Source organism: Gemmiger sp. An50 (assembly GCF_002161595.1).
Lineage (GTDB): Bacteria > Bacillota > Clostridia > Oscillospirales > Ruminococcaceae > Allofournierella.
On the sequence record NZ_NFID01000006.1, the window covers coordinates 69,423 to 92,154 of the forward strand.

23 protein-coding genes are annotated in these 22,732 nt (G+C 59.7%); 6 read left to right on the plus strand and 17 right to left on the minus strand.

What is annotated here, in order from left to right; genetic code table 11:
- Nucleotides 1–6: 6 nt before the first annotated feature.
- Genes B5G03_RS07290 through B5G03_RS07300 form a run of 3 tightly spaced genes read right to left on the minus strand, consistent with a single transcriptional unit; the run spans nt 7 to nt 2,581 of the window.
- A complete protein-coding gene (locus tag B5G03_RS07290; RefSeq protein WP_087181075.1) occupies nt 7–570 on the minus strand; it encodes a Fe-S-containing hydro-lyase in 564 nt (187 codons plus the stop codon).
- The gene (locus B5G03_RS07295; protein ID WP_087181076.1) at nt 570–1,409 is read right to left on the minus strand and encodes a fumarate hydratase; all 840 of its coding nucleotides are present in this window, start codon (nt 1,407–1,409) and stop codon (nt 570–572) included. The genes B5G03_RS07290 and B5G03_RS07295 overlap by 1 nt, the downstream gene beginning before the upstream one ends.
- The gene (locus B5G03_RS07300; RefSeq protein WP_087181077.1) at nt 1,406–2,581 is read right to left on the minus strand and encodes an NAD(P)-dependent malic enzyme; all 1,176 of its coding nucleotides are present in this window, start codon (nt 2,579–2,581) and stop codon (nt 1,406–1,408) included. The genes B5G03_RS07295 and B5G03_RS07300 overlap by 4 nt, the downstream gene beginning before the upstream one ends.
- 323 nt (nt 2,582–2,904) lie before the next feature.
- On the opposite strand from B5G03_RS07300, the gene B5G03_RS07305 reads away from it, so the two are divergent.
- On the plus strand, nt 2,905–3,102 hold the full coding sequence (locus B5G03_RS07305) for a hypothetical protein (protein ID WP_087181078.1): 198 nt from the start codon (nt 2,905–2,907) through the stop codon (nt 3,100–3,102).
- 72 nt (nt 3,103–3,174) lie between these two features.
- Here B5G03_RS07305 and B5G03_RS07310 read toward each other — a convergent pair whose 3' ends face one another.
- Nucleotides 3,175–3,987 (minus strand): HAD family hydrolase, encoded by an 813-nt coding sequence (locus tag B5G03_RS07310; protein ID WP_087181079.1) that lies wholly within the window; start codon nt 3,985–3,987, stop codon nt 3,175–3,177.
- A 193-nt stretch (nt 3,988–4,180) separates the two neighbouring features.
- Here B5G03_RS07310 and B5G03_RS07315 point away from each other — a divergent pair, with 193 nt between their 5' ends.
- Nucleotides 4,181–5,197 carry a transglutaminase domain-containing protein gene (locus B5G03_RS07315; RefSeq protein WP_087181080.1) on the plus strand — a complete coding sequence of 339 codons (1,017 nt, stop codon included), beginning with the start codon at nt 4,181–4,183 and terminating at the stop codon, nt 5,195–5,197.
- A gap of 84 nt (nt 5,198–5,281) precedes the next feature.
- Here B5G03_RS07315 and B5G03_RS07320 read toward each other — a convergent pair whose 3' ends face one another.
- The 8 genes from B5G03_RS07320 to B5G03_RS07355 form a co-directional block, all read right to left on the minus strand.
- On the minus strand, nt 5,282–5,509 hold the full coding sequence (locus B5G03_RS07320) for a hypothetical protein (RefSeq protein WP_058965216.1): 228 nt from the start codon (nt 5,507–5,509) through the stop codon (nt 5,282–5,284).
- 66 nt (nt 5,510–5,575) lie between these two features.
- Nucleotides 5,576–6,700, minus strand: coding sequence for a carboxynorspermidine decarboxylase (gene nspC, locus B5G03_RS07325; protein ID WP_087181081.1), 1,125 nt, complete (start codon nt 6,698–6,700; stop codon nt 5,576–5,578).
- The gene (locus B5G03_RS07330) at nt 6,700–7,959 is read right to left on the minus strand and encodes a saccharopine dehydrogenase family protein (RefSeq protein ID WP_087181082.1); all 1,260 of its coding nucleotides are present in this window, start codon (nt 7,957–7,959) and stop codon (nt 6,700–6,702) included. Before B5G03_RS07330 ends, nspC begins: the two co-directional genes overlap by 1 nt.
- A 67-nt stretch (nt 7,960–8,026) precedes the next feature.
- Complete coding sequence (gene speB / locus B5G03_RS07335; protein ID WP_087181083.1) at nt 8,027–8,881, minus strand: agmatinase; 855 nt, start codon at nt 8,879–8,881, stop codon at nt 8,027–8,029.
- Entirely contained in the window at nt 8,862–9,722 is an 861-nt protein-coding gene (gene speE, locus B5G03_RS07340; RefSeq protein ID WP_087181084.1) for a polyamine aminopropyltransferase, read from the minus strand. Before speE ends, speB begins: the two co-directional genes overlap by 20 nt.
- A 13-nt stretch (nt 9,723–9,735) precedes the next feature.
- Complete coding sequence (locus B5G03_RS07345) at nt 9,736–11,184, minus strand: aminotransferase class I/II-fold pyridoxal phosphate-dependent enzyme (RefSeq protein WP_087181085.1); 1,449 nt, start codon at nt 11,182–11,184, stop codon at nt 9,736–9,738.
- A 31-nt stretch (nt 11,185–11,215) separates the two neighbouring features.
- Nucleotides 11,216–11,974 (minus strand): adenosylmethionine decarboxylase, encoded by a 759-nt coding sequence (gene speD, locus B5G03_RS07350; protein WP_087181086.1) that lies wholly within the window; start codon nt 11,972–11,974, stop codon nt 11,216–11,218.
- Between the two features lie 573 nt (nt 11,975–12,547).
- The gene (locus B5G03_RS07355; protein WP_087181087.1) at nt 12,548–12,880 is read right to left on the minus strand and encodes a hypothetical protein; all 333 of its coding nucleotides are present in this window, start codon (nt 12,878–12,880) and stop codon (nt 12,548–12,550) included.
- A gap of 215 nt (nt 12,881–13,095) precedes the next feature.
- On the opposite strand from B5G03_RS07355, the gene B5G03_RS07360 reads away from it, so the two are divergent.
- Nucleotides 13,096–14,247, plus strand: coding sequence for an aminotransferase class I/II-fold pyridoxal phosphate-dependent enzyme (locus B5G03_RS07360; protein WP_087181088.1), 1,152 nt, complete (start codon nt 13,096–13,098; stop codon nt 14,245–14,247).
- Nucleotides 14,248–14,257: 10 nt separating this feature from the next.
- Here B5G03_RS07360 and pth2 read toward each other — a convergent pair whose 3' ends face one another.
- Entirely contained in the window at nt 14,258–14,680 is a 423-nt protein-coding gene (gene pth2, locus B5G03_RS07365) for an aminoacyl-tRNA hydrolase (RefSeq protein WP_087181089.1), read from the minus strand.
- Nucleotides 14,681–14,939: 259 nt separating this feature from the next.
- On the opposite strand from pth2, the gene B5G03_RS07370 reads away from it, so the two are divergent.
- The 3 genes from B5G03_RS07370 (at nt 14,940) to B5G03_RS07380 (ending at nt 19,030) form a co-directional block, all read left to right on the plus strand.
- A complete protein-coding gene (locus B5G03_RS07370) occupies nt 14,940–16,292 on the plus strand; it encodes an MATE family efflux transporter (protein ID WP_242962338.1) in 1,353 nt (450 codons plus the stop codon).
- 103 nt (nt 16,293–16,395) lie between these two features.
- Nucleotides 16,396–18,336: a BMP family ABC transporter substrate-binding protein gene (locus tag B5G03_RS07375; protein WP_087181090.1), complete on the plus strand. Its 1,941-nt coding sequence runs from the start codon at nt 16,396–16,398 to the stop codon at nt 18,334–18,336.
- A gap of 28 nt (nt 18,337–18,364) precedes the next feature.
- The gene (locus B5G03_RS07380) at nt 18,365–19,030 is read left to right on the plus strand and encodes a metallophosphoesterase family protein (RefSeq protein WP_087181091.1); all 666 of its coding nucleotides are present in this window, start codon (nt 18,365–18,367) and stop codon (nt 19,028–19,030) included.
- Between the two features lie 91 nt (nt 19,031–19,121).
- Here B5G03_RS07380 and B5G03_RS18005 read toward each other — a convergent pair whose 3' ends face one another.
- The 4 genes from B5G03_RS18005 to B5G03_RS07395 all read right to left on the minus strand — a co-directional run bounded on the left by B5G03_RS18005 (nt 19,122) and on the right by B5G03_RS07395 (nt 22,623).
- Nucleotides 19,122–19,253: a hypothetical protein gene (locus tag B5G03_RS18005; protein ID WP_275539300.1), complete on the minus strand. Its 132-nt coding sequence runs from the start codon at nt 19,251–19,253 to the stop codon at nt 19,122–19,124.
- Between the two features lie 191 nt (nt 19,254–19,444).
- Nucleotides 19,445–20,566, minus strand: coding sequence for a hypothetical protein (locus B5G03_RS07385; protein WP_087181092.1), 1,122 nt, complete (start codon nt 20,564–20,566; stop codon nt 19,445–19,447).
- Nucleotides 20,567–20,738: 172 nt separating this feature from the next.
- The gene (gene fsa / locus B5G03_RS07390) at nt 20,739–21,395 is read right to left on the minus strand and encodes a fructose-6-phosphate aldolase (protein ID WP_087181093.1); all 657 of its coding nucleotides are present in this window, start codon (nt 21,393–21,395) and stop codon (nt 20,739–20,741) included.
- Nucleotides 21,396–21,417: 22 nt separating this feature from the next.
- Nucleotides 21,418–22,623: a hypothetical protein gene (locus tag B5G03_RS07395; protein ID WP_087181094.1), complete on the minus strand. Its 1,206-nt coding sequence runs from the start codon at nt 22,621–22,623 to the stop codon at nt 21,418–21,420.
- Nucleotides 22,624–22,732 lie beyond the last annotated feature (109 nt).

Genomic DNA, 22,732 nt, shown 5'->3' on the forward strand with positions numbered 1-22,732 from the left:
TTTCAATTACTGCTGTTCCATGGCGGCCCGGTATTCCTGCGGGCCAGTCTGGTACAGATTATTTCCCAGAGAATCGATCACCACCGTGAGGGGCATCTCCTCCACCTCCAGGCGGCGGATGGCTTCGCTGCCCAGATCCTCATAACAGACCAACTGGGCTGTCTTCACCCGGGAGGCCATGAGCGCACCCGCGCCGCCGATGGCAGCCAGGTAGACCGCACCGGTTTCCTTCATGGCATCCACCACCTGTTCGCTGCGCTTGCCCTTGCCGATCATGGCCTTCAAGCCCAGATGCAGCAGCCGGGGGGCGTAGGCGTCCATCCGGTAGCTGGTAGTGGGGCCGCAGGCTCCGATGGCCTGACCCGGCCGGGCAGGAGTGGGCCCCGCGTAATAGATGGCCGCATCCTTCACATCAACGGGCAATTCCTCGCCCCGATCCAGACATTCGCACAGCCGCTTGTGGGCCGCGTCCCGGGCGGTATAGATCACGCCGGACAGCAACACCGTATCCCCTGCCCGCAGCTTGCGGGTCACCTCTTCGGTGAGAGGCGTTGTGAGCTTGTATTCCATTACAGTACCGCCTCCTTGTGCCTGGTCACGTGGCAGTTGATATTCACCGCCACCGGCATGCCCGCGATATGGGTGGGGTAGGTTTCGATCTGCACACCCAGCGCAGTGGTCTCGCCGCCGAAGCCCTGAGGGCCGATGCCCAGCCGGTTGATCTTTTCCAGTAGCTCCTGCTCCATTTCCGCGTAGTAGGGGTCCGGATGATGACTGCCCACCGGGCGCAGCAGGGCCTGCTTGGCCAGCATTGCCGCCTTCTCAAAGGTGCCGCCCACACCCACGCCCACCACGATGGGCGGGCAGGGATTGGGCCCCGCCAGCTTGACGGTTTCCAGCACAAAGTCCTTCACGCCCTGCTCCCCGTCCGAGGGCTTGAGCATGCCCAGACGGCTCATGTTCTCGCTGCCGAAGCCCTTGGGAGCCACGGTAATTTTCAGCTTGTCGCCGGGCACCAGGCGGGTATGGATGACTGCCGGAGTGTTATCTCCGGTGTTGCCCCGGCGGATGGGGTCCTTCACCACGGATTTGCGCAGGAAGCCCTCGGTGTAGCCCTTGGCCACGCCCGCATGAATGGCGGCTTCAAAATCGCCCTGGATGTGCACCTCCTGGCCGATCTCACAGAACACACAGGCCATGCCGGTATCCTGGCAGATGGGCAGGCCGGTCTCCTGGGCGGCGGCCAGATTGTCGCACAGGGTCTTCAATGTGGTCTTGGCGATGGGCCATTGCTCCCGCTCAAAGGCGGAGCGCACCGCATTCTCCATATCCGGGGAAAGCCGGCTGTTGGCCTCAATGCAAAGGCGGGCCACCGTTTCGGTAATGGCCTGGGCGCTGATCTCTCTCACAGCCGGGCCACCCCCGTTTCCCGGGCAGCTTTGGCCACCGCATCCGCCACGGCCTGGGCCACGCGGGGATCGAAGGCGCCGGGGATGATGTAATCCTCGTTGCGTTCCTCGTCGCTCACCAGGTCGGCAATAGCATGGGCCGCAGCCACCTTCATGGCGGTGTTGATATCCCGCGCGCGCACACTCAGAGCACCCTTGAATACGCCGGGGAAAGCCAGCACGTTGTTGATCTGATTGGCAAAGTCGCTGCGGCCGGTGCCGATGACCCGTACACCAGCGGCCTTGGCCTCATCTGGCAGGATCTCCGGGGTGGGGTTGGCCATGGCGAACACAATGGCGTCCTTGGCCATAGTCTTGGCCATTTCCGGCTTCAGAGCGCCCGCCACCGACACGCCGATGAACACGTCCGCACCCTTGATGGCGTCCGACAAATCGCCCCGCAGATCCTCCTTGTTGGTGATCTCGCAGAGCATCTTTTTGTGGTCCTGAATACCCACGCCCCGGTCCTTGTACAGGATGCCGTTTTCATCGCAGGCGATCACATTCTTCACACCAGCGGCCAGCAGCATCTTGATGATGGCGGTACCCGCGGCGCCGGGGCCGTTCACCACCACCTTGATGGAGCCGATGTCCTTTTTCACCACCCGCAGTGCGCCCAACAGTGCGGCAGTGACCACGATGGCAGTTCCGTGCTGGTCGTCGTGGAAGACGGGGATGTCCAGCTCCTTTTCCAGAGTTTCTTCAATATAAAAGCAATTGGGAGAGGAAATGTCCTCCAGATTGATGCCGCCGAAAACAGGAGCCAGCAGACGCACCGCCTCGATGACCTTTTCCGGGTCCTCGGTGTCCAGGCAGATGGGGAAGGCGTCCACACCGCCGAACTCCTTGAACAGGATGGCCTTTCCCTCCATGACCGGCTGAGAAGCTGCCGCGCCGATGTTACCCAGGCCCAGCACCGCCGTTCCGTTGCTTACCACCGCCACCAGGTTGCCCTTGGCGGTGTAAGTGTATGCCGCCGCCGGGTCCTTGGCGATCTCGCGGCAGGGCTCGGCCACGCCGGGGGTATAGGCGGTGGAAAGGTCCTCACGGGTCTTCACCGGGACCTTGCTCACCACTTCGATCTTACCTTTGTGTGCTTCGTGCATTTCCAGCGCTTTTTTATAATAATCCATCAGGGTTTCGCCATCCTTTTCTTAGTCACTACCGCACAATTCGAGCCGAACGGCCTAAAGGCTTGTCGCGCCGGAATGATGCGGTGCTGCTTTCGTTTTTCCTGTTCCAGTATACAAAAGTTTCGCGGGCTTGTACAGCCCGCGGGGCATAAGTCGCACTACTGTTTCGCTGCTTTGGCGCATACCATTTTATCAAAAGCGCGCACAGATTTTACAAAAGCAGGCTATCGCCCCGGCCGCCTGGTCTGATACACTTAAACCAGGTTCACAAAGGCGGCACGCCTTGTGGGCGGCTGCCTTGCCCTGAAAGGAGTTGCATCGATATGATCCCCTGCCGTTCCTCCTGCCCTCACTACGCCGAGGGCTGCCACAAGACCTGCGCTTACTGGAAAAACTATCAGCGAGAGCTGCAGGACCAGCAGCGCAAAAAAATGCAATGGCTCAAGGCCCAGAACGAGGTGTGCACCACCGTCCTGCGGCAGTATCTGGCCATGAGTGCAGCACGCCCCACCTATTACTGATCGATTTCCTCCTTTTGCAAAAGGGCCGGGCCCCAGCCGACTATGTGCGGCAGAGGGCCCGGCCCTGATTTATTATTGTTCCTGCAAGATCCACCGGTCGATGGCATAAGCCACGCCGTTGTGCCGGTTGCTGCGAGTCACCTGACTGGCCTGCGCTTTGAGCGGCTCTACTGCATTGCCCATGGCGATGCGCAGCCCCGCTGTCTCAAACATGGGCAGGTCGTTTTCGCCATCACCGATGCAGGCGATCTGCTCCTTCGGGATGTTCAGCCGGGCGGCCAGTGCCGCCAGCGCCGCGCCCTTGGAGGCGTTGCGGGAGAACACCTCCACATACTGGTCGGTAAACGCCCAGCGGCAGTCCGGCGCGTACCGCTCCAGCATGCAACTCAACTTCCGGCCGGTACGTTTGGTGAAGAAATAGAATTGCAGCTCTTCCACATCGCTGGCACGCAGCCGCAGCTGCCGGTTCATATTGTTTACGCAGAGGCTGGCAGCGGCATCCGGCCCGAACGCTGCCCGTCCCAGCAGCCAGAAAGCGCGGCCGCGCACCAGATATTCCTGCTCCACATGGGCAGTAATACTCACCGGCAGACTTTGGGCCAGCTGGACCAGACGCATGGCCCGCTGCTTTGGAATGAGCGCCTGGAACAGGTCCTCGCCGGTGTGCAGGTCGGTGACCTGGGCTCCGTTGGAGGAAATCACATAGCGAAAAAACTTCTCACTGCGCAGCCGGTACGGCAGACAGGAAAGACTGCGCCCGGTGGTGGGCACCACCAGAATGCCCGCTTCGGCCGCCCGGCGCAGGGCCGCCAGATTTTCGGCACTCATGCGGCTGCGCCTGTCCAGACAGGTGCCGTCCATATCCACAGCAAGCAGTTTGATCATGGGATATTTCCTCCGTTCAACTGGGTATTCGAGTCCACTCTACTCTTCCGGCGTGGTTTTGTCAAGCGATTTCCTTTGGAGGGCTTTCCGTCAGCTTACAATGGACCTTTTAAAATTCCCATATCCTTCCGCTCCAAATTTATGGTATACTCGTATCGTTCTGAAACCTTCCCCATTAAGGAGCGATCCCATCATGGAATCCTATTATTATAATCAACTGGACAAATCCAGCCAGGCTGCCTACCATGCCATGCTCACCGGGCTGCGGGCCATTGCTCCCGCCTTCCCGGTACCGCGTCTGGAGCCGGGGCAGCTTTCCGAGATCTTTTTGAAGCTGCGGCTGGATCATCCGAAGATTTTCTACGCCGTGCGCTTCACCTACCGGTACTACTCCCAGGCCTCCAGCGTGGAGATGGTGCCGGAATATCTGTTTGAAAAGAGCAAAATCCAGGAGCACCAGAAGGCTATGACCGCCCGCATCCAGAAGCTCACCCGTCCGGCCATAGAGCTGAGCGACCGGGAAAAGGAACAGTTCGTGCACGATTTCATCTGCCGAAACGTGCGGTACGACAAGCTGAAAAAGCCCTATTCCCACGAGATCATCGGCCCTCTGGGCCAGGGTGTGGGGGTGTGCGAGGGCATCGCCAAAACCGTGAAGGTCTTGTGCGACGCGCTGGGCATCTGGTGCATGGTGGCCCTTTCCGAGGCAAATCCGGAGCAGGGCGTGAAATACCGCCACGCCTGGAACATCGTGAAACTGGACGGGGCGTATTATCATCTGGACGCCACCTTCGACAACACACTGGGCAAGGCCGGGCCCATCCGCTACGACTACTTCAACCTGAATGACGAGAAGCTGCTGCGGGACCACGAGCCGCTGCTCTATCCTGCCCCGGCCTGCACCACCGGCGACCGGTTTTACTACCGGGAGAAAAAACTCTCCTTCACAAAGCTTGAGGATGTGGAAAAGCGGGCGGCGCAGGCCATCCGGAAAAAACAGCCGCTGATCTTCCACTGGCGGGGCGGACCGCTGACCCGCAATGCGATTTCTGAGCTAACTACCGCGCTGGAGACCGCCGCCCGGCGCAAGGAGCTGCATCCCCGCATCGGGCTCAACTGGCCCCAGGCAGTGTTTCAGGTAAGCTTTGTGAGCCAGACTCCAGAGCAGGAGCTCACCGAGGAACAGGCCAACGAGGGCGAGACTCTGTGACCTTCTTCTCTATTCAACAAACAAAACGCCCGCCCGGGCTTTCCTGATAATCAGGAGCCCGGGCGGGCGTTTGTTTTTTGCTTTTTAATCCAGGCTGAAATCCTCTGCCGAGAATTCCGGCAGCTTGGGCTGGCGGCGGGGCACCCGCCGCAGAGGATCATAGCTGAACTTTTTGCAGTGATAATAGGGCGAGACCACGCCCTTTTTGGCACACAGAATCATCCGGGGGTCCGCCGCCTTCTGGCCGAACTCACAATAGGTGCAGGCCGGCTGGATGTTGGCCCCGAACATTGGCTTTTTGCGCAGCAGCATATGCTTGCAACACCTCGCTTTGCTGGTTTCTATTATACCCGCGCCGAGGCCTGGTGTAAAGCCAATTCAGGAAAGTCGATTCTTGAAGTCCTCGTAGCCGAAGGCCTTCACCAACTTCTCCTCCCCGTTTGCATCCCGCCAGACAATGGCGGGCAGGGGCATGCCGTTGAAGGTGTTGGTCTTGACCATGGTGTAGAGGGCCATGTCCTCAAACACCAGCCGGTCGCCCTCGTTCAAAGGTGCGTCGAAGGAGTAATCGCCGATCACATCCCCCGCCAGGCAGGTGGGGCCGCCCAGCCGGTAGGTATAGGCCTTTTCCCCACTCTCGCCGGAATTTTTCAGCGGCGGGCGGTAGGGCATTTCCAGCACATCCGGCATATGGCAGGCCGCAGAGGTGTCCAGAATGGCAATGTCCATCCCGTTGTGCAGGGTCTCCAGCACACTGGTCACCAGAAAGCCCGCGTTCAGCACTACGGCCTCCCCCGGCTCCAGGTAGACCTCCACCTGATAGGTATCCTTCAGATGCTTCACGATGCGCACCAGACGCTCCCGGTCATAATCCTTGCGGGTGATGTGGTGACCGCCGCCCAGGTTGATCCACTTCAGCCCGTGCAGGTATTTGCCGAACTTCTCCTCAAAGGCAGCCACGGTGGTTTCCAAGTCGTCCGAGTTCTGCTCACACAGGGTGTGGAAGTGCAGGCCGTCCAGCAGAGGCAGCAGGCTCTCGTCAAAGTTGGCCAGCGTGGTGCCCAGCCGGGAGCCGGGGGCGCAGGGGTCATAGATGGCGTGGCCCTCCTGTGTGGAGCACTCCGGATTTACCCGCAGGCCCACCGCCTTGCCCGCCGCCCTTGCCGCCGGGCCGAACTTTTGCAGCTGGCGGGGCGAATTGAACACGAAGTGATCGGCATAGGTCAGCAGCTCCTCGAACTCCTCCGGCTTGTAGGCCGGGGAGAACACATGGGTCTCGCCGCCGAAATGCTCCTTGCCCAACCGGGCTTCGTACAGGCCGCTGGCGGTGCTGCCCGCCAGATAGCGGCGCAGCAGCGGATAGCAGGAAAACATGGAAAAGGCTTTCTGGGCCAGCAGGATCTTGCAGCCCGCCTGGTCAGCCACCTGGCGCAGAATTTCCAGATTCTGCGTCAGGCGGGTCTCATCCACCAGAAAATAGGGTGTGGAAATGGTGTTATTCATCAGTCCACCAGCTCCGGGTTATCGTTGACCTGCCAGGGCAGACCCCACTTGTTCAGGGCGTCCATGTACGGGTCCGGATCGAACTCCTCCACGGTGTATACGCCGGGCTTGTTCCACTTGCCGGTGAGCAGCATCATGGCACCGATCATGGCAGGTACGCCGGTGGTGTAGGAGATGGCCTGAGAGCCAACCTCCTTGTAGCACTCCTCATGGTCGCACACATTATAGATGTAGGCGGTCTTGTCCTGGCCGTCCTTCTTGCCGGTGAAGATGCAGCCGATGTTGGTCTTGCCCTTGGTACGGGGGCCCAGGGTGGCGGGGTCGGGCAGCAGAGCCTTCAGGAACTGGATGGGCACGATCTCGTGGCCCTCAAACTCAATGGGAGTGGTGGACAGCATGCCCACATTCTCCAGACACTTCATGTGGGTCAGGTAGCTCTGGCCGAAGGTCATGAAGAAGCGGATGCGCTTTACATTGGGGATGTTCTTCGCCAGAGACTCGATCTCCTCGTGGTGCAGCAGGTACATGTCCTTCTGGCCCACCTGATCGAAATTGTATTCCCGCTTGATGCTCATGGCGGGAATCTCCACCCAGTGGCCGTTCTCCCAGTAGGAGCCGGGGGCGGACACCTCACGCAGGTTGATCTCCGGGTTGAAGTTGGTAGCGAAGGGATAGCCATGGTCGCCGCCGTTGCAGTCCAGAATGTCGATGGTGTCGATGGTATCGAACAGGTGCTTCTGGGCCCATGCGCAGTAGGCCTGGGTCACGCCCGGGTCAAAGCCGGAGCCCAGCAGAGCGGTGAGGCCAGCCTTCTCGAACTTCTCCTTGTAGGCCCACTGCCAAGAGTAGTCGAAGTAGGCGGAGAAGCCCTCTTCCTTGCAGCGCTTCTCATAGGCAGCCTTCCACTCGGGATCGTCCAGATTCTCGGGCTCGTAGTTGGCGGTATCCATGTAGTTCACGCCGCAGGCCAGGCAGGCGTCCATGATGGTCAGGTCCTGATAAGGCAGGGCGATGTTCATGACCAGATCGGGCTGAACCTCCTTGATCAGAGCGATCAGCTGGTTCACATCGTCCGCGTCCACCTGAGCGGTGGTGATCTTGGTGGAGGTGGTGCCCTCCAGCTTGGCCTTCAGATCGTCGCATTTGGACTTGGTGCGGCTGGCGATACAGATTTCGGTGAACACCTCACTATTCTGGCAGCACTTGTGGATGGCAACGCCAGCAACGCCGCCGCAGCCGATGATCAATACCTTGCTCATGATTTCATCCTCTTTCTTCGTTTGATTTTTCTATTGTTATAACATTGATTTACGCTCGTTTTTGCACTCAGGGCTGCAGAGCCAGCAGCATCTCCCGCACGATCTTGCAGGCCACGATGGTGGACACGCCGCTCTGGTCGTAGTGGGGGCTCAGCTCGTTCACGTCGCAGCCCACCACCTTGGCCCGGCTGCACACCAGCGTCACCGCCTGGCGCAGGGCATCAAAGGTCACGCCGCCGGGCTCGGGGGTGCCGGTGCCCGGGAAGATGGAGGGGTCCATCACGTCCAGGTCCACGGTGAAGTAGACCGGCTTGCCCTCCAGCTCCTTTAAGGTCTCTTCCAGGCCCTCGAAGTCGAACCGGTGAGTGCTCACATGGCTGCGGCCCCAGCTGAATTCCTCCCGGTCGCCGGAACGGATGCCGAACTGATGAATGCGGCCGTCGCCCACCAGCTCCCAGCAGCGGCGCAGCACGCAGGCGTGGGAGAGCTTGGCGCCCAGGTAATCGTCCCGCAGGTCGGCGTGGGCATCAAAGTGGATGATGTGCACATCCGGGTACATGGCAGCCACCGCCCGGAAGGCGCCCAGCGTCACCAGATGCTCACCGCCCAGCATGAAGGGCCGCTTGCTGGCGTGCAGCACGTGGCGGGTGCGCTCCTCAATGCGGTCCAGCGCCTTGTTCACGTCGCCGAAGCACAGCTCCAGGTCGCCCAGGTCGATCACATTGGCGTCCTCCAGGTCCTTGTCCTGGTAGGGGCTGTAGCTCTCGATGCCGTAGGACTCGTGGCGGATGGCCGCGCTGCCAAACCGGGTGCCCGGCCGGTAGGATGTGGTGGAATCAAAGGGTGCTCCGAACAGCATGGTGGACGCGAAACGGGGGCCCTTGTCGCACCCCATGAAAACCTCAACATTCTTGCTCAACATCTTTTAAAAGCTCCTCTACGTATGCGGGCAGGTAAAACGCGCCCTTGTGCAGTGTGGTGGTGTAATAGCGGCAGGTCAGCCCGCGCATGTTCCAGCGGGTCTCGTCCAGATCCTTCAGCGGGTGATATTTCTTGGAGGCGAAGCCGAACAGCCAGTGCCCGGAAGGATAGGTGGGGATGTGCGCCTGGTACACCCGGCTGATGGGGAAGGATTCCACGATCCGTTTGTGGGCTCGCTGGCAGGCCACCGCGTCCTCGGCATAGAAGGGGCTCTCATGCTGGTTGACCATGATGCCGTCCTCCCGCAGGGCGTTGTAGCAGCTGCCGTAGAACTCCCGGGTGAACAGGCCCTCGCCGGGGCCGAAGGGGTCGGTGGAGTCCACAATAATCAGGTCGTACTGATCCTTGCAGGAGCGGATGAACCGCACGCCGTCCTCGTAGTGGATGGTCAGACGGGGATCGTTCAGCCGGCAGGAGGTCTGGGGCAGATACTTCTTGCACACCTCCACCACCAGCGGGTCGATCTCCACCATGGCGATGTGCTCAATCTCCGGGTAGCGGGTCAGCTCGCGGATCACGCCGCCGTCGCCCGCGCCGATGACCAGTACATCCCGCACCTTGGGATGCACCGCCATGGGCACATGGGTGATCATCTCGTGGTAGATGAACTCATCCTTTTCAGTGAGCATCATGTAACCGTCCAGCGTCAGAAAGCGGCCGAACTCCGGCGCTTCAAACACGTCGATGCGCTGGAATTCGCTCTTGCCGCTGAACAGCTGCTTGTCCACCTTGATGGACAGCTTCACGTTCGGGGTCTGCGCCTCGGAAAACCAAAAATCCATCGCTTCCTCCTTCTTATTTGAGCACGTTCAGCCGCAGGATGTCCGCATCCTCGGGGCCGGTCATAGAGCAGCCCTTGGCCTTCGCGTACTGAATGTAGTCCAGAATTTCCTTGGTGATGCGCTCGCCGGGGGCCAGAATGGGAATTCCCGGAGGATAGCACATCACGAATTCGCTGCAGATGCGGCCCGCGGTGTCCTCAATGGGCAGCGACTCCTTCTCGGCGTAGAAGGCCTCCTGGGGGGAAGCCGCCACGATGGGGTCGATGTACTCCTGCTGCATCAGGCCCGCCTTGCTGCCGCCAAACCGGCGGCGCACCTCGGCCAGTGCACTCACCAGCCGCTCCACCTCACGGGGCCGGTCACCGATGGACAGATAGGCCAGAATGTTGCCCAGGTCGCCGAATTCGATCTGGATGTCGTATTCGTCCCGCAGCAGGTCATAGACCTCAATGCCGGCAAGGCCCACGTCCAGCGTGTTCACTGACAGCTTGGTGGTATCGAAATCAAAGATGCTGTCGCCGTTGCACAGCTCCTTGGAGAAGGCATAGTAACCGCCGATGGCGTTGATCTCCTTGCGGGCATATTCCGCCAGCTCGTTCACCCGTTTGAACTCCTGCTTACCCCGCAGTGCCAGGTTCCGCCGGGAGATGTCCAGGCTGGACAGCAGCAGATAAGAACCGCTGGTGGTCTGGGTCAGGTTGATGATCTGGCGCACATGGCCCTCCGGCATGGCCGGGCCGGTGAGCAGCAGCGAGCTCTGGGTCAGGCTGCCGCCGGATTTGTGCATGGAGACGGCGGCCATATCTGCCCCCGCCGCCATGGCGGACACGGGCAGGTTTTCGCCGAAATAGAAGTGGGTGCCGTGGGCCTCATCGGCCAGGCAGAGCATACCGTTGTCGTGCGCCAGCTTCACGATGCTGCGCAGATCCGAGCAGATGCCGTAGTAGGTGGGGTTGTTCACCAGCACGGCTTTGGCGTCCGGGTTTTCCCGAATGGCCTTTTCCACCGCCGAGACACTCATGCCCAGCGGGATGCCCAGCCGGTGGTCGCATTCCGGATTCACATACACCGGCACCGCACCGCACAGCACCATGGCGCCCATTACGCTGCGGTGCACGTTGCGGGGCAGAATAATCTTTTCGCCCCGCTTGGCCACCGACAGGATCATGCTCTGCACCGCGCTGGTGGTGCCGCCCACCATCAGAAATGCGTGGGCCGCACCGAAGGCCTGCGCGGCCAGGATCTCCGCGTCACGGATCACCGAGATCGGGTGACACAAATTGTCCAGCGGCTTCATGGAGTTCACATCCATGCTCACGCACTGCTGGCCCAGCAGCTCCGCCAGCTCCGGGTTTCCTCGCCCGCGCTTGTGGCCGGGCACGTCAAAGGGCACCACCCGCATCTTGCCGAAGCGCTCCAGCGCCTCGTAGATGGGGGCCCTTTGCTGATCCAAACGTTCCATTGCTCTCTCCCCCTGCCTCTTTTGACAAACGTTAGTAGATATTGCGGCCGCTGAAGATCTCGATCATCTCGCGGCGCAGGTTGTTCATGATCTCCAGCCGGGTCTTGGGCGGGAGCTCATACACATCGGTCTTGAACAGATAGTTCTGCAGATCCACTTCCTTGAGCATCATCTTGGTATGGAAGATGTTCGCGTCGTAGACATTGATGTCCACCGCATCGTACCGGCGTAGCAGCTCCGGCTCGATGTAGTCCTGAATGCTGTTGACCTTGTGGTCCAGGAACAGCTTGCGGCCGTTCATGTCCCGGGTAAAGCCACGCACCCGGTAGTCCATGGTGATGATGTCCGAATCGAAGGAGCGGATCAGGTAATCCAGCGTGGACAGCGGCGTGATCTCGCCGCAGGTGGCTACATCGATGTCCACCCGGAAGGTGGCCAGACAGGTCTCCGGATGATACTCCGGGTAGGTGTGCACCGTCACATGGCTCTTATCCAGATGGGCCAGCTGAGTCTCACCCATGGGCAGCATGCTGCCCTCGGCGATCAGAATGGTCACCGATGCGCCCTGCGGATCGTAGTCCTGCCGGGCGATGTTCAGCACCTTGGCGCCAATCATATCGGTGAGGGTGGTGAGGATATTGGTCAGACGCTCGGAATTGTACTGCTCATCGATATAGGCGATGTAGTCCTTCTGCTCCCGGGCGGTTTTTGCGTAGCATACGTCGTAGATGTTGAAGCTCAGCGCTTTGGTCAGGTTGTTAAACCCGTACAGTTTCAGCTTTTCTCCCATCGGTTTCCTCCTGAAATTGACATCGCCTTTTTGCCCGGCGGCAACAAAAAACAGGCAATGTGTATTTTTGCATACACATTGCCTGTAAACGAATCATATTCTGGTGATACAGCGCGGGCCCCTAAAACCGACAAGTTTCCGGATGGACACAGCAGGATACAGCGAATCAACGCCGTCTGGGCGCAGCCCGGCTTGCTTTCACACAGAGTCTATATAGCAAATACTTACTTTTACTACTCTTATTGACCGTTTTACAAGTTGATGTACGCAGAATACGCACTGGTTGTAAAGTAACCAACTTATAAAATTGAGCTTTTAACTCAATCAATAATGGCGGTATCTCACCGCCCATCGGCAGTTGACCCGGCTGTCCGTATGGCCTTGACCCAAACTGAATTGGGTGGTCGGAAGAAATATTTGCATGGATACTCTGTATGAAACTCATATCTCATGACGGCACAAGTATAACCTGTTTTTTTGCCGTTTGTCAACGGCTTTTTTTATTTTTTATCAAATTTTTAACGGGGCATTTTCCCTGCTTTTTTCGTGGGATTTTTCTATATTCTGGAATAATTATACATGCATCAAACGGATGCCGTTTGCCTCCATCAATGCCTGCATCTGCCCTTCTTCCAGGGAGAATTCCACCTTTTTGGTCATCGCCTCGTCGGCAAAGGCCGCAATCCATCCACCTTCGGCCTGTTGACAGAAGGCCACGGTGTCCACAGGGTCCAGTCCCTGTCCGGCCAGCTGCTGGCGCAAGGGCTCAGCCAGCTCCACATTCACAAAGAAAGTGGTCAATCCATGGCCTCCGTTGTACTGAAATGCCCCCTTCACGCTGCCCTCTTTGGCAGTTGCTGTTCGGGGATGAATGGCCTGCAGCCAGGCCGGCTCCATTGCTTCCATATCTTTTCCTCCTGTTTTGGGCAGGCAGCGCCTGCACCCTGTGCTTTTATTTTACGCCCTGCCTGCCGCAGGCCGCAAGTTTTGCTCTTCTTTTGTGTTTATTTATTCGTAACATTCATTTTTCATGCAATCAATTTGTGCAAAAGAGCACTGCCCTTTTGCGCGCTGATGTGCTATGATAAAAAAGGATGTTTTGAAAAAAGGAGAGTATTGCCATGAGAAATTACATCGCCCGCCGGTTCCAAACCACGCAGGACAGCGTGATGGCCAGCGCCGCCGCCGAGAAGGTCGCTTACAGCGATCTGATCGACCTGAGCATCGGCGACACCGATTTCACCACCGACGAACGGATCATCCGCGCCGCCATGGAGGACGCCCTGGCCGGGCATACCCACTACACCTCGCCCCAGGGCGACCCGGAGCTGATCGACGAGATTCGTACTTATTATAGAACCGCTCACAACATGGACCTGGCACGGGAGCAGGTGTTCATCTCCGCCTCCAGCTGCTTCGGCATGGAGCTGGCGCTCATGAGCATTCTGGACCCGGGCGACGAGGTGATCCTCTTCGCGCCCTACTTCTCCCCCTACAAGGAGCAGGTAGAGCTGACCGGCGGCGTAGCCGTGGAGGTGCCCTGCCTGGAGGAAGAGGGATTTGCCATCAACGCCCAGCGGCTGCGGGCTGCCATCACTCCCCGCACCAAGGCCATGATCGTGAACAATCCCTGCAACCCCACCGGCGCGGCCTACGACATGCAGACCTACCAGACCCTGGCCCAGGTGGCCGAGGAATTCGACCTGGTGGTGATTCTGGACGAGATCTACACCGATTACATGTTCGACCAGCCTTTCCGGCCCTTCCGCGGCCTGCCCGGCATGGCCCAGCGCAGCATCACCCTGAACAGCTTTTCCAAAAACTACATCATGACCGGCTGGCGCGTGGGTTCCATCATCGCCGAGCCCGCGGTGATCGACACCATCAAGCGCATCAATGAGAACATGGTCTACTCGGCGCCCTCGGTGTCCCAACGGGCAGCCATCCACGCGCTGCGGCTGCGCAGCGAAATCGGTGACAAATACACCGGCGAATACCGCCGCCGGGTATTCTACACCGCCGAGCGCATCAATGCCATCCCGAAGCTTTCGGTGCACGAACCCCAGGGCACCTTCTATCTGTTCATGAACATCAAGGAGACCGGTCTGGACTCCATCGCCTTCTGCCAGAAGTGTGTGAAGGAAGCCCATGTGGCCATGGTGCCCGGCGTAGCCTTCGGCGCGGCGGGCGAAGGTTATGTGCGCATCGCCTGCACCACAAGCGAGGAAAAGCTGGGCGAAGCTTTCGACCGCATCGCCGCCCTGAAATTCTGAACAGGAGTGCTCAATACAGCGGCAGGCCGCCGGTGAATTCGTCGGCCTTTTCCGCTGCCAGCGGCTCCAGCGCCAGGCAGGTATAGGTGGGCTCGCCGTGGAATTCGGTCATGCCCGCATCCTGGATCAAAGCGCTGATGACCCCGGCGGCCTGCGCCTTCTCGTGCAGCCGTAACAGCTCCTCCTCGGAATCCACATACACACAGATCTTGGCCACCCCCTTGTCGAACCACTCGCTCAGGGGGGTGGCTTCTTGTTCGTTCTCAGTCAGGCCCACCCAGCCGTCGGTCACCTGCACCTGACCCAGGCGGCCCTCCTTCTGCAGGGCCATCAGAGTGGCGGTGACGCAGGCATGGCCCGCCTGGGCGGCGATCTTGCCCTTGCGCATTTTCAGATCCCGGCGCATTACGATCATCTGCTTGGATGAATACATTCTGGTTCCTCCTTAACAATCGCCGGAGATCGGATGTACTCCGGCTGTTCCCTGCTATTATACCAGTGCCCGGCGGGAGCCGCAACGGCACTTTCTCACTCTGCTCAAATAGCACAGCACCATCTTGCGCCCATCCCCGCGCAGGTGGTATGATAGAATTGAAAATTTATTGTCACGCCTTTTTCGCGGTCCTTTCGGGTATGCTTTTGCGCCCGCGGGCCGCTTTTTGTGCGCGATGGGAAAGCGAAGTGGCTATGATATGACAAACGACCAAAACCTTCTGACCGTGGGCAGCGTTCCCAAAAAGATGCTGCTGTTCTCGGTGCCCATCTTTTTCAGCAATCTGTTCCAGCAGCTGTACAACGCGGTGGACTCGCTGATCGTGGGCAATTTCATCGGCGAACAGGCGCTGGCAGCGGTGGGTTCCTCCTCCAGCCTGATCATGCTGATGATCGGCTTCATCAACGGCGTCTCACTGGGCGCTGGCGTCCTGGTGGCCCGGCTTTACGGCGCGCAGGATCATAAGACCTTGAAGCAGGCGGTACATACCACCGTGGCGCTGGGCCTGTGCGCCGGTGTGCTGCTCTCGATTCTGGGCATCATCTTCACGCCCCAGATCCTGCGCTGGATGGGTACCCCTGCGGACGTGCTGCCCCAGTCGGTGCTGTATTTCCGGGTCTATTTCATGGGCTCGCTGTCGGTGGTCATGTACAACATGGGCGCAAGTATCCTGCAATCGGTGGGCGACAGCCGCAGCCCCATGAAATACCTGATCATCGCCTCCATCACCAACGTGGTGCTGGACCTGGTATTCGTGGCCGGTATGGGCCGCGGGGTGGAAAGTGCCGCCCTGGCCACCATCATCAGCCAGACCCTCTGTGCCTTCCTGGCCTTCCGCAAGCTGATGGTGGTGCAGGCCCCCTACCGCATCACCTGGAAGGAGGTGGGCTTCCGGGCGGACATGCTGCGCCAGGTGCTCACCCTGGGCGTTCCTTCCGGCGTGCAGAACTCGGTGATCTCTCTGGCCAACGTGATCGTGCAGTCCAACATCAACGCCTTCGGCTCGGCCGCCATGGCAGGCTGCGCCGCCTACAGCCGTGTGGAGGGCTTCGCCTTTCTGCCGGTAACCTGCTTCGCGCTGGCGCTTTCCACCTTTGTGAGCCAGAACATCGGCGCGGGCCGTTACGACCGGGTGCGGCAGGGCATGCGCTTCGGCCTGATCTGCAGCCCGCTGCTGGCCGAGTGCATCGGCCTGTTCATCTTTACCTTCTCGCCCCAGCTGATCGGCGCCTTTAACAGCGAACCCCAGGTGGTGGCCTACGGCGTGGCGGACGCCCACACTGTGGCGCTGTTCTACTGCCTGCTGGCCTTCTCCCACTGCTGCGCGGGCATCCTGCGGGGCATGGGCCGGCCCATTATCCCCATGACCATCATGCTGAGCATCTGGTGTGTTCTGCGCATCTGCTACATCACCGTGGCGGTGCGCCTGATTCCGGACATCCACATGGTCTACTGGGCCTACCCCATCACCTGGACCATCAGTTCGCTGCTGTTCGCCCTGTGCCTGACCAAGCTGCGCTTTCCACCCATGGCAAGCCAGCCGGAAAATTGAGCAAAGCCGGGTATTGTAATTTGAGCGAACATGCTTTACCATTAAGTGGGACCTCTATGACGGCCCCGCGATTCAGCTTCTTATTGTTAAGGAGGGATCTTATTTGGCAGTTGAAGATTACAAAAAGGCTCAAAAAATGGGCCAGCGAAATTTCCGGGCCTGCGTTTCCAAGGGGCAGTACCCCTATCTGCAGGTGCTGGACGATATTCTGGAAAACACCGAGCTGGACGGCACCCAGCCCCTGGGCGTAGTGAACATCCCCCTGGATTCCATCGTGGGCACCAAGACCGAGGGCCGCAAGACCGCTTTCGCCCGGAACTTTATGCCCCTTTTGGGCGAGCGCACCGAGTTCGCCCTGAAATGGAGTGCTCTGTGCGACTCCCAGATGGAGGAGGGCATCCGCGATCCCATTGAGGCGGTGGAGTTTTTGAACCGCTTTTATGTGGTGGAGGGCAACAAACGGGTATCGGTGATGAAATACTTCGGCGCGGGCAGCATCCCCGGCACCGTGACCCGTTATATCCCCAAACGCAACGGCTCCAAGGAAGTCAACATCTACTATGAGTTCCTGGATTTCTACAAGCTGACCCAGATCAATCTGCTCTGGTTCACCGAAGAGGGCCGCTTTGCCAAGTTTGTGGCTGCGGCGGGCAAGGCTCCCGGCGAGCGCTGGAGCGACGACGACAAGAGCATGCTCACCTCGATGTATTACCGGTTCCGCTCGGTGTTCATGCAGCGCGGCGGAGACCGGCTGCCCATCACCCCGGCCGACGCTCTGCTGGCCGTGATGGGAGTCTACCCTTACCGGCAGCTGTGCGGCATGAGCATGCAGGAGCTGCAGCAGGCGGTGGAGCGGGCCTGGAGCGAGGTCCTGGTGCTGACCCGGCCGGACGCGGTGGAGCTTTCCATGGAGCCTGCTTTCCCGCCCCAGAACACCAGCCTGTTCTCCCGGCTGCACAGCCCCATTGCCTTCCAGGCGCCCAGCCTGAAGGTTGGCTTTGTGTATGAAAAGAGCGCCGACACCTCTCCCTGGACCTACGCCCACGATTTCGGCCGCGGCGAGCTGGAAGAACATTTCGACGGCCGGGTGACCACCCTGTGCTACGACAATGTGCAGCCCGAGGTAAACGGCGAAGAGGTACTGGAGAAGGCGGTGGCCGACGGCTGCGACGTGATCTTCACCACCACACCCAAGCTGATCAACGCCAGTTTGAAGGCTTCGCTGGCCCATCCGGAAGTGAAGATCATCAACTGTTCGCTGAACATGTCTCACCCCTCCATCCGCACCTACTACGGGCGCATCCATGAGGCCAAGTTCCTGCTGGGCGCCATCGCGGGTGCCTTGGCGGACGACAACAAGATCGGCTATGTGGCCACCTACCCCACCTATGGTATGATCGCCGCCATCAACGCCTTTGCTCTGGGCGCGCAGATGACCAATCCCCGGGCGCAGGTGTATCTGGAATGGACCTCGGAAAAGGGCGCGGATATCTCTGCCCGCTTCGCCGAGAACGGCGTGACCCTGATCTCGGATCTGGACAACCGCGCACCCCAGCAGCCCCCCTGGAAGTTCGGTCTTTACCGGCTGGACGGAGAACACATCTGCAACTACGCCATGCCCTTCTGGAACTGGGGCGAATTCTATGTGCGTATCGTGCAGTCCATCATGAACGGCGGCTGGTCCGCCGGCAGCAGCGGCGAGCGCGCGCTGAACTACTGGTGGGGCATGGACGCCGGCGTGATCGACGTGCTGTGCTCCCGCGGCCTGCCCGCTGAGACGCAGCGCCTGGTCAGCCTGCTGCGTCAGGCGGTCTGCAGCCGGGACTTCGATCCCTTTGCAGGCGTGCTTTATGCCCAGGGCGGCCGCGTGGTGATGCCCGCGGATCACAGCCGCCTCACCGCGGAGCAGGTGATCACCATGGACTGGCTGGCCAATAACGTGATCGGCCGCATCCCCCGCTTCGATGAACTGATCGACGAGGCCAAACCCCTGGTTTCGCTGATCGGCGTTCACAAGGACGAAACAACCACCAAGATCCTGTAAACACAGGCTCGGCGAGGAGAAGTCAAACATGAAAATTTTGCTGCTGGCAGATGAAGAATCCAAGGCCCTGTGGGATTTTTTCAGCCCGGACAAGATCCGCGGCTATGATCTCATCATCTCCTGCGGGGACCTGAATCCCCATTATCTGACCCTGCTGGCCACCTTTACCTCCGCCCCTCTGCTTTATGTACACGGCAACCACGACACCCGCTATCTGCACGATCCGCCGGAGGGCTGCATCTGCATCGAGGACGATATTTTTGAATACCGAGGGATACGGGTTCTGGGCCTGGGCGGCTCATTTCGTTACAAGGAAGGGCCTTTCCAGTACACGGAAAGCCAGATGGCAAACCGCATCCGGCGGCTGCGCCGCAAGCTGAAAAGCTACAAGGGCTTCGATATCCTGGTCACCCATGCGCCCGCCCGGGGCTTAAACGACGGCGAAGATCTTCCGCATCGGGGCTTTGAGTGCTTCAACCGCCTGCTGGACGAATATTCCCCCGGCTATTTCGTACACGGACATGTGCATATGAGCTACAACGCCAATCTCCCCCGCTGCTGCCAGAAAGGCAGCACTACCGTGGTGAACGCCTACGAAAAGCATGTGATCGAGATCGAGCCGGACCCGAACCGGCCGGTCCGCCCCGACTGGTGGCAGCTTTGGAAACGGCTGCCCATCGTCAGCCAGCTGTAAGCAACAAAAAACTCCGCTCCCGCACCCTGGATTCCAGGGCTCGCGGGAGCGGAGCTTTTATTTTTCAGAATGCATCTTCCCGATTGACCGCTCAGCGGCGGGCACGTGCCCGAACCGGGCGCAGCCAGTGGGGGACAAAAGGCAGTTGTTCCAGCCAGGCCAGCACCTGTGCCGAAGGGCCGAGCTGAATCAGGGCCTGCTGCAAAAACGATTGGATCATCATGGTGCTCTCCTTTATCAATTGGTTTTGGGAAAATCGCCGGTCGAATTTCCTAGTTATATGGTAGCAGATTCCTCTGCCGGCCGCGGTAACTTTATCACCGAAGCCACGGCTGTTGTGACCGTGGCTTTACTATACCAATCGAATTTGAACAGAATATGAGCACACTGCGAAAGATCCGAGAAATGCCTGCCTCAGCGGCCCTTGCGGGACAATACCATGAGCACCAGCAGGCAGAACAGCACCACGCCGCCCAGCGCCCAGGGCAGCCAGGTATGCTTCTGCATGGTCTGGGCCAGCGAGCTTTGCCCCAGGACTGGTGCGGTGGGCTGCGACTGCTCCGGCTGACCGGTCTGGGCCACGCTCTCCGCCTCCCCCGCTTGCGGCTGGGCCGTCTCTGCCGGGGCTTCGCTCACCTTCGCACCCCCCAGCATTTCGGCCAGCGTGTCGGCGGTGAGGCTGCACACTGCGTTCAGCGGCGCATCCATGGCATCCACCGCAACAATGTTTCGCTCCTCGTCCAGTGTCATCTGCTTCTGGCTGAGCAGCAGCAGCTGAACGCCGGAGTCCGCAAAGAATTTATCCTTCACCTGCTGGCGGAAGGCCTGTTGGTCGCCGGTATCCGCCTCGCCGAACTGAGCCAGCACGAACCGCCGGGCCCGTTCCTCATTGGTGATATCCGTATAATATCGCTCGATGGCATCGGACAGGTCGTCTCCACTTTTCAGCGTGCTGCCGATGTTCACCCCGTCCAGATCTGCCAGCCAGTCGCTTTGCGGCATCAGGCTGGCGTTCTCGTCCTCGCAGGCAAAGTAGGGTTTCAGCTGCTGGATGCAGCCCTCTTCGTCCGCACCGATTCCCTGAATGCTGCCCGCCAGCTGGATGCAATCGCCGCCCCAGGTGCAGACCACCGGCATCCGTTTGTAGGTGGCGCCGATTCCGGCCACCAGATGCACAAAGTCCACTAGCTCGCCAGTGGCTGGGATCTGCACGTTCTCCAGCGTTTGCAGCTGCTCCAGCTCCGGGGCCTGCTGCTCCGCAAACTGGGCGAATTCCTCGCTGGGCATACCCAAAATCATATCCCAGCTGGCATCCGCGTAGCGCTGGGCGCGTATGTAGTTGATGGTGAGCATCAGCGGGTCGGTCTCGGTCTGCTGGGCGGCGGTGTATTGCTCCGCCAACTGCTGCAGTCGGGCCGTCTGCTCCAGCGCTTCGTTCAGTGAAGCGGTCTCAGCCGCATGGACCGGTGTCAGCATACAGACTGCCAGCAGCACGACGCTCAGCGCGCTCAGTCCTTTTTTGAGTCTCTCTTTCATGGCTTCTCCTTTGCCCCTCATTTTCGTGTGGTTCGTGCCTTATTATACCGGATGCCGCCCGCAATGCAATGGAAAATTTGTAAAATAGCCGCTTTTTTGCCTTTCTATATACAAAAAGCCGCGGACGCGACCCCTGGAAAGGGCGTGCCCGCGGCGAATGTGTTATGGAAAATTACTGACCAAACACTGCCAGGTAATCCTTTTTGAACTTCTCGATGCCCTGATCGGTGAGAGGATGCTTGGTCATCTGCTCGATCACCTTGTAGGGCACGGTGGCGATGTCCGCCCCAGCCAGAGCGCAGTCGGTCACGTGGATGGGGTTGCGCACGCTGGCGGCGATGATCTGGCAGTTGATGTCCGGATAATTGTCGAACATCTGGCAGATCATGCGGATCAGGTCGATGCCGGGCTGGCTGATATCGTCCAGACGGCCCAGGAAGGGCGACACATAGGTGGCGCCTGCACGGGCGGCCAGCAGCGCCTGGTTGGCGCTGAAGATCAGGGTGCAGTTGGTCTTAATGCCCTCGGCGCTCAGCGCCTTGATGGCCTTCAAGCCCTCGGTGGTCATGGGGATCTTGACCACCATATTGGGATGCATGGCCGCGATGGCTCGGCCCTCGGCGATCATGCTCTCGGCATCCTCGGTGGTAGCCTTCACCTCACCGGAGATGGGACCGTCCACAATGGCGGCGATCTCCTTCAGGGTTTCGGCGTAGTCCCGGCCTTCCTTGGCGATCAGGCTGGGGTTGGTGGTCACACCGGCGATCACGCCCATCTCGTTGGCTTTGCGGATCTCATCCACGTTGGCGGTATCAATAAAGAATTTCATGGCTCGTTTCTCCTTTCAGCCTTTATTCGCTTTTTGCCTGCTTGAAGAACTCCTCCACCACGTCGGCCCAGTGACCCCGGCAGATCATGTGATGGTTGGAAATGGGAGCGGTCACAAAATAGTCGGTGCCCTGGGGCAGACGGATGTGCAGCTGGGTGCGGCACAGATCATCCCGGTGCAGGCTGGCCACCAGCTCAGCATCCTGCACATAATAGCGCTCCATGGTCTCGTCACACTTGAAGATGGTGATGGGGCCGGGGGCCAGCTCGCCTGCCAGCGCCACGCCCAGGCCGGACTCGAAGTGGGTGGTCAGCTCATAGGAATCGGGCATGTTGATGGGCAGAGTGCAGTGGGCGAAGATCATCTCGCTGTTATGGCGGTCCAGCTGGCTGGGGTTCGCCATGAACACCGGCTGACCGATGAGCTGATACAGCACCGTCATGGCCAGCATGCTGCGGGTATCGCCCTCACAGGCGGCAGGGATGCCCTCCGCGTTCAGGATGGCCAGGGCCAGACAGCCGGTGGTACCGATGCTGCCCAGCAGGTCGAAGCAGCGCAGGGTCATGGCCTTCAGACCGTACTTCTCCACCAGACGCTTGGCCGCACCGTACACGTTCAGGGCCTTTTCCATCTCCACCGGGTCATAACCGCTGGCCTTGAGCGCGCGGGTGTACTCGTTTTCCGGGTAGCCGCCCTTGTGGTACTCGTCCACCAGCTCCTGCACCTCCAGAACCACCAGGTCCGCCCCGAAGCGCTGCTTGAGAGTGGCGTGATCGGCACAGCTGGCCACCAGGGTGATGGCCTCGCCGATGGCGCCCATCCGCATGGAGGCAATGGCCTTGCGGGCCTGGGCCGCTCTCAGGATCGCCAGCAGGCGGCGGGCGTTCTCCTCCACCGTGCCGTGGATGATCTCGCCCTGCTTGCCGTTGCGCTGCAGGTAAGAAAGAATCTCCATGGATGCGGCCAGGGAGTTGTAGGCAGGCACCGTGAGCAGTACATAGGGGCCATCCACGCAGCCGCATACATGGCTGAAGGGAGCGGCGGTGCCGCCGGAGCCGATGAAGAACACGTGCACATCCTGAGCCACAAAGTCTTCTTCCTGCGCCGCATACACCTCCACGCCCATGGCCTGGCTCAGCTGGCGCAGGTAGTCCGCGCAGTAGTCAGGAATGTGAGGGTCGTTGCAGTTGGTGGGGCCCAGAATCTGATAAACGCCAAGTCGTTCCATTGTATTGTTCCTTTCCGCCTCGCCGCTTTGACGAAAGCGTTCATTCTTTTTTGTTGTTTTTATTATTTTTGTGGATTTTGCCTTTCGCTGCCGGTAAAAAAGCGCACAG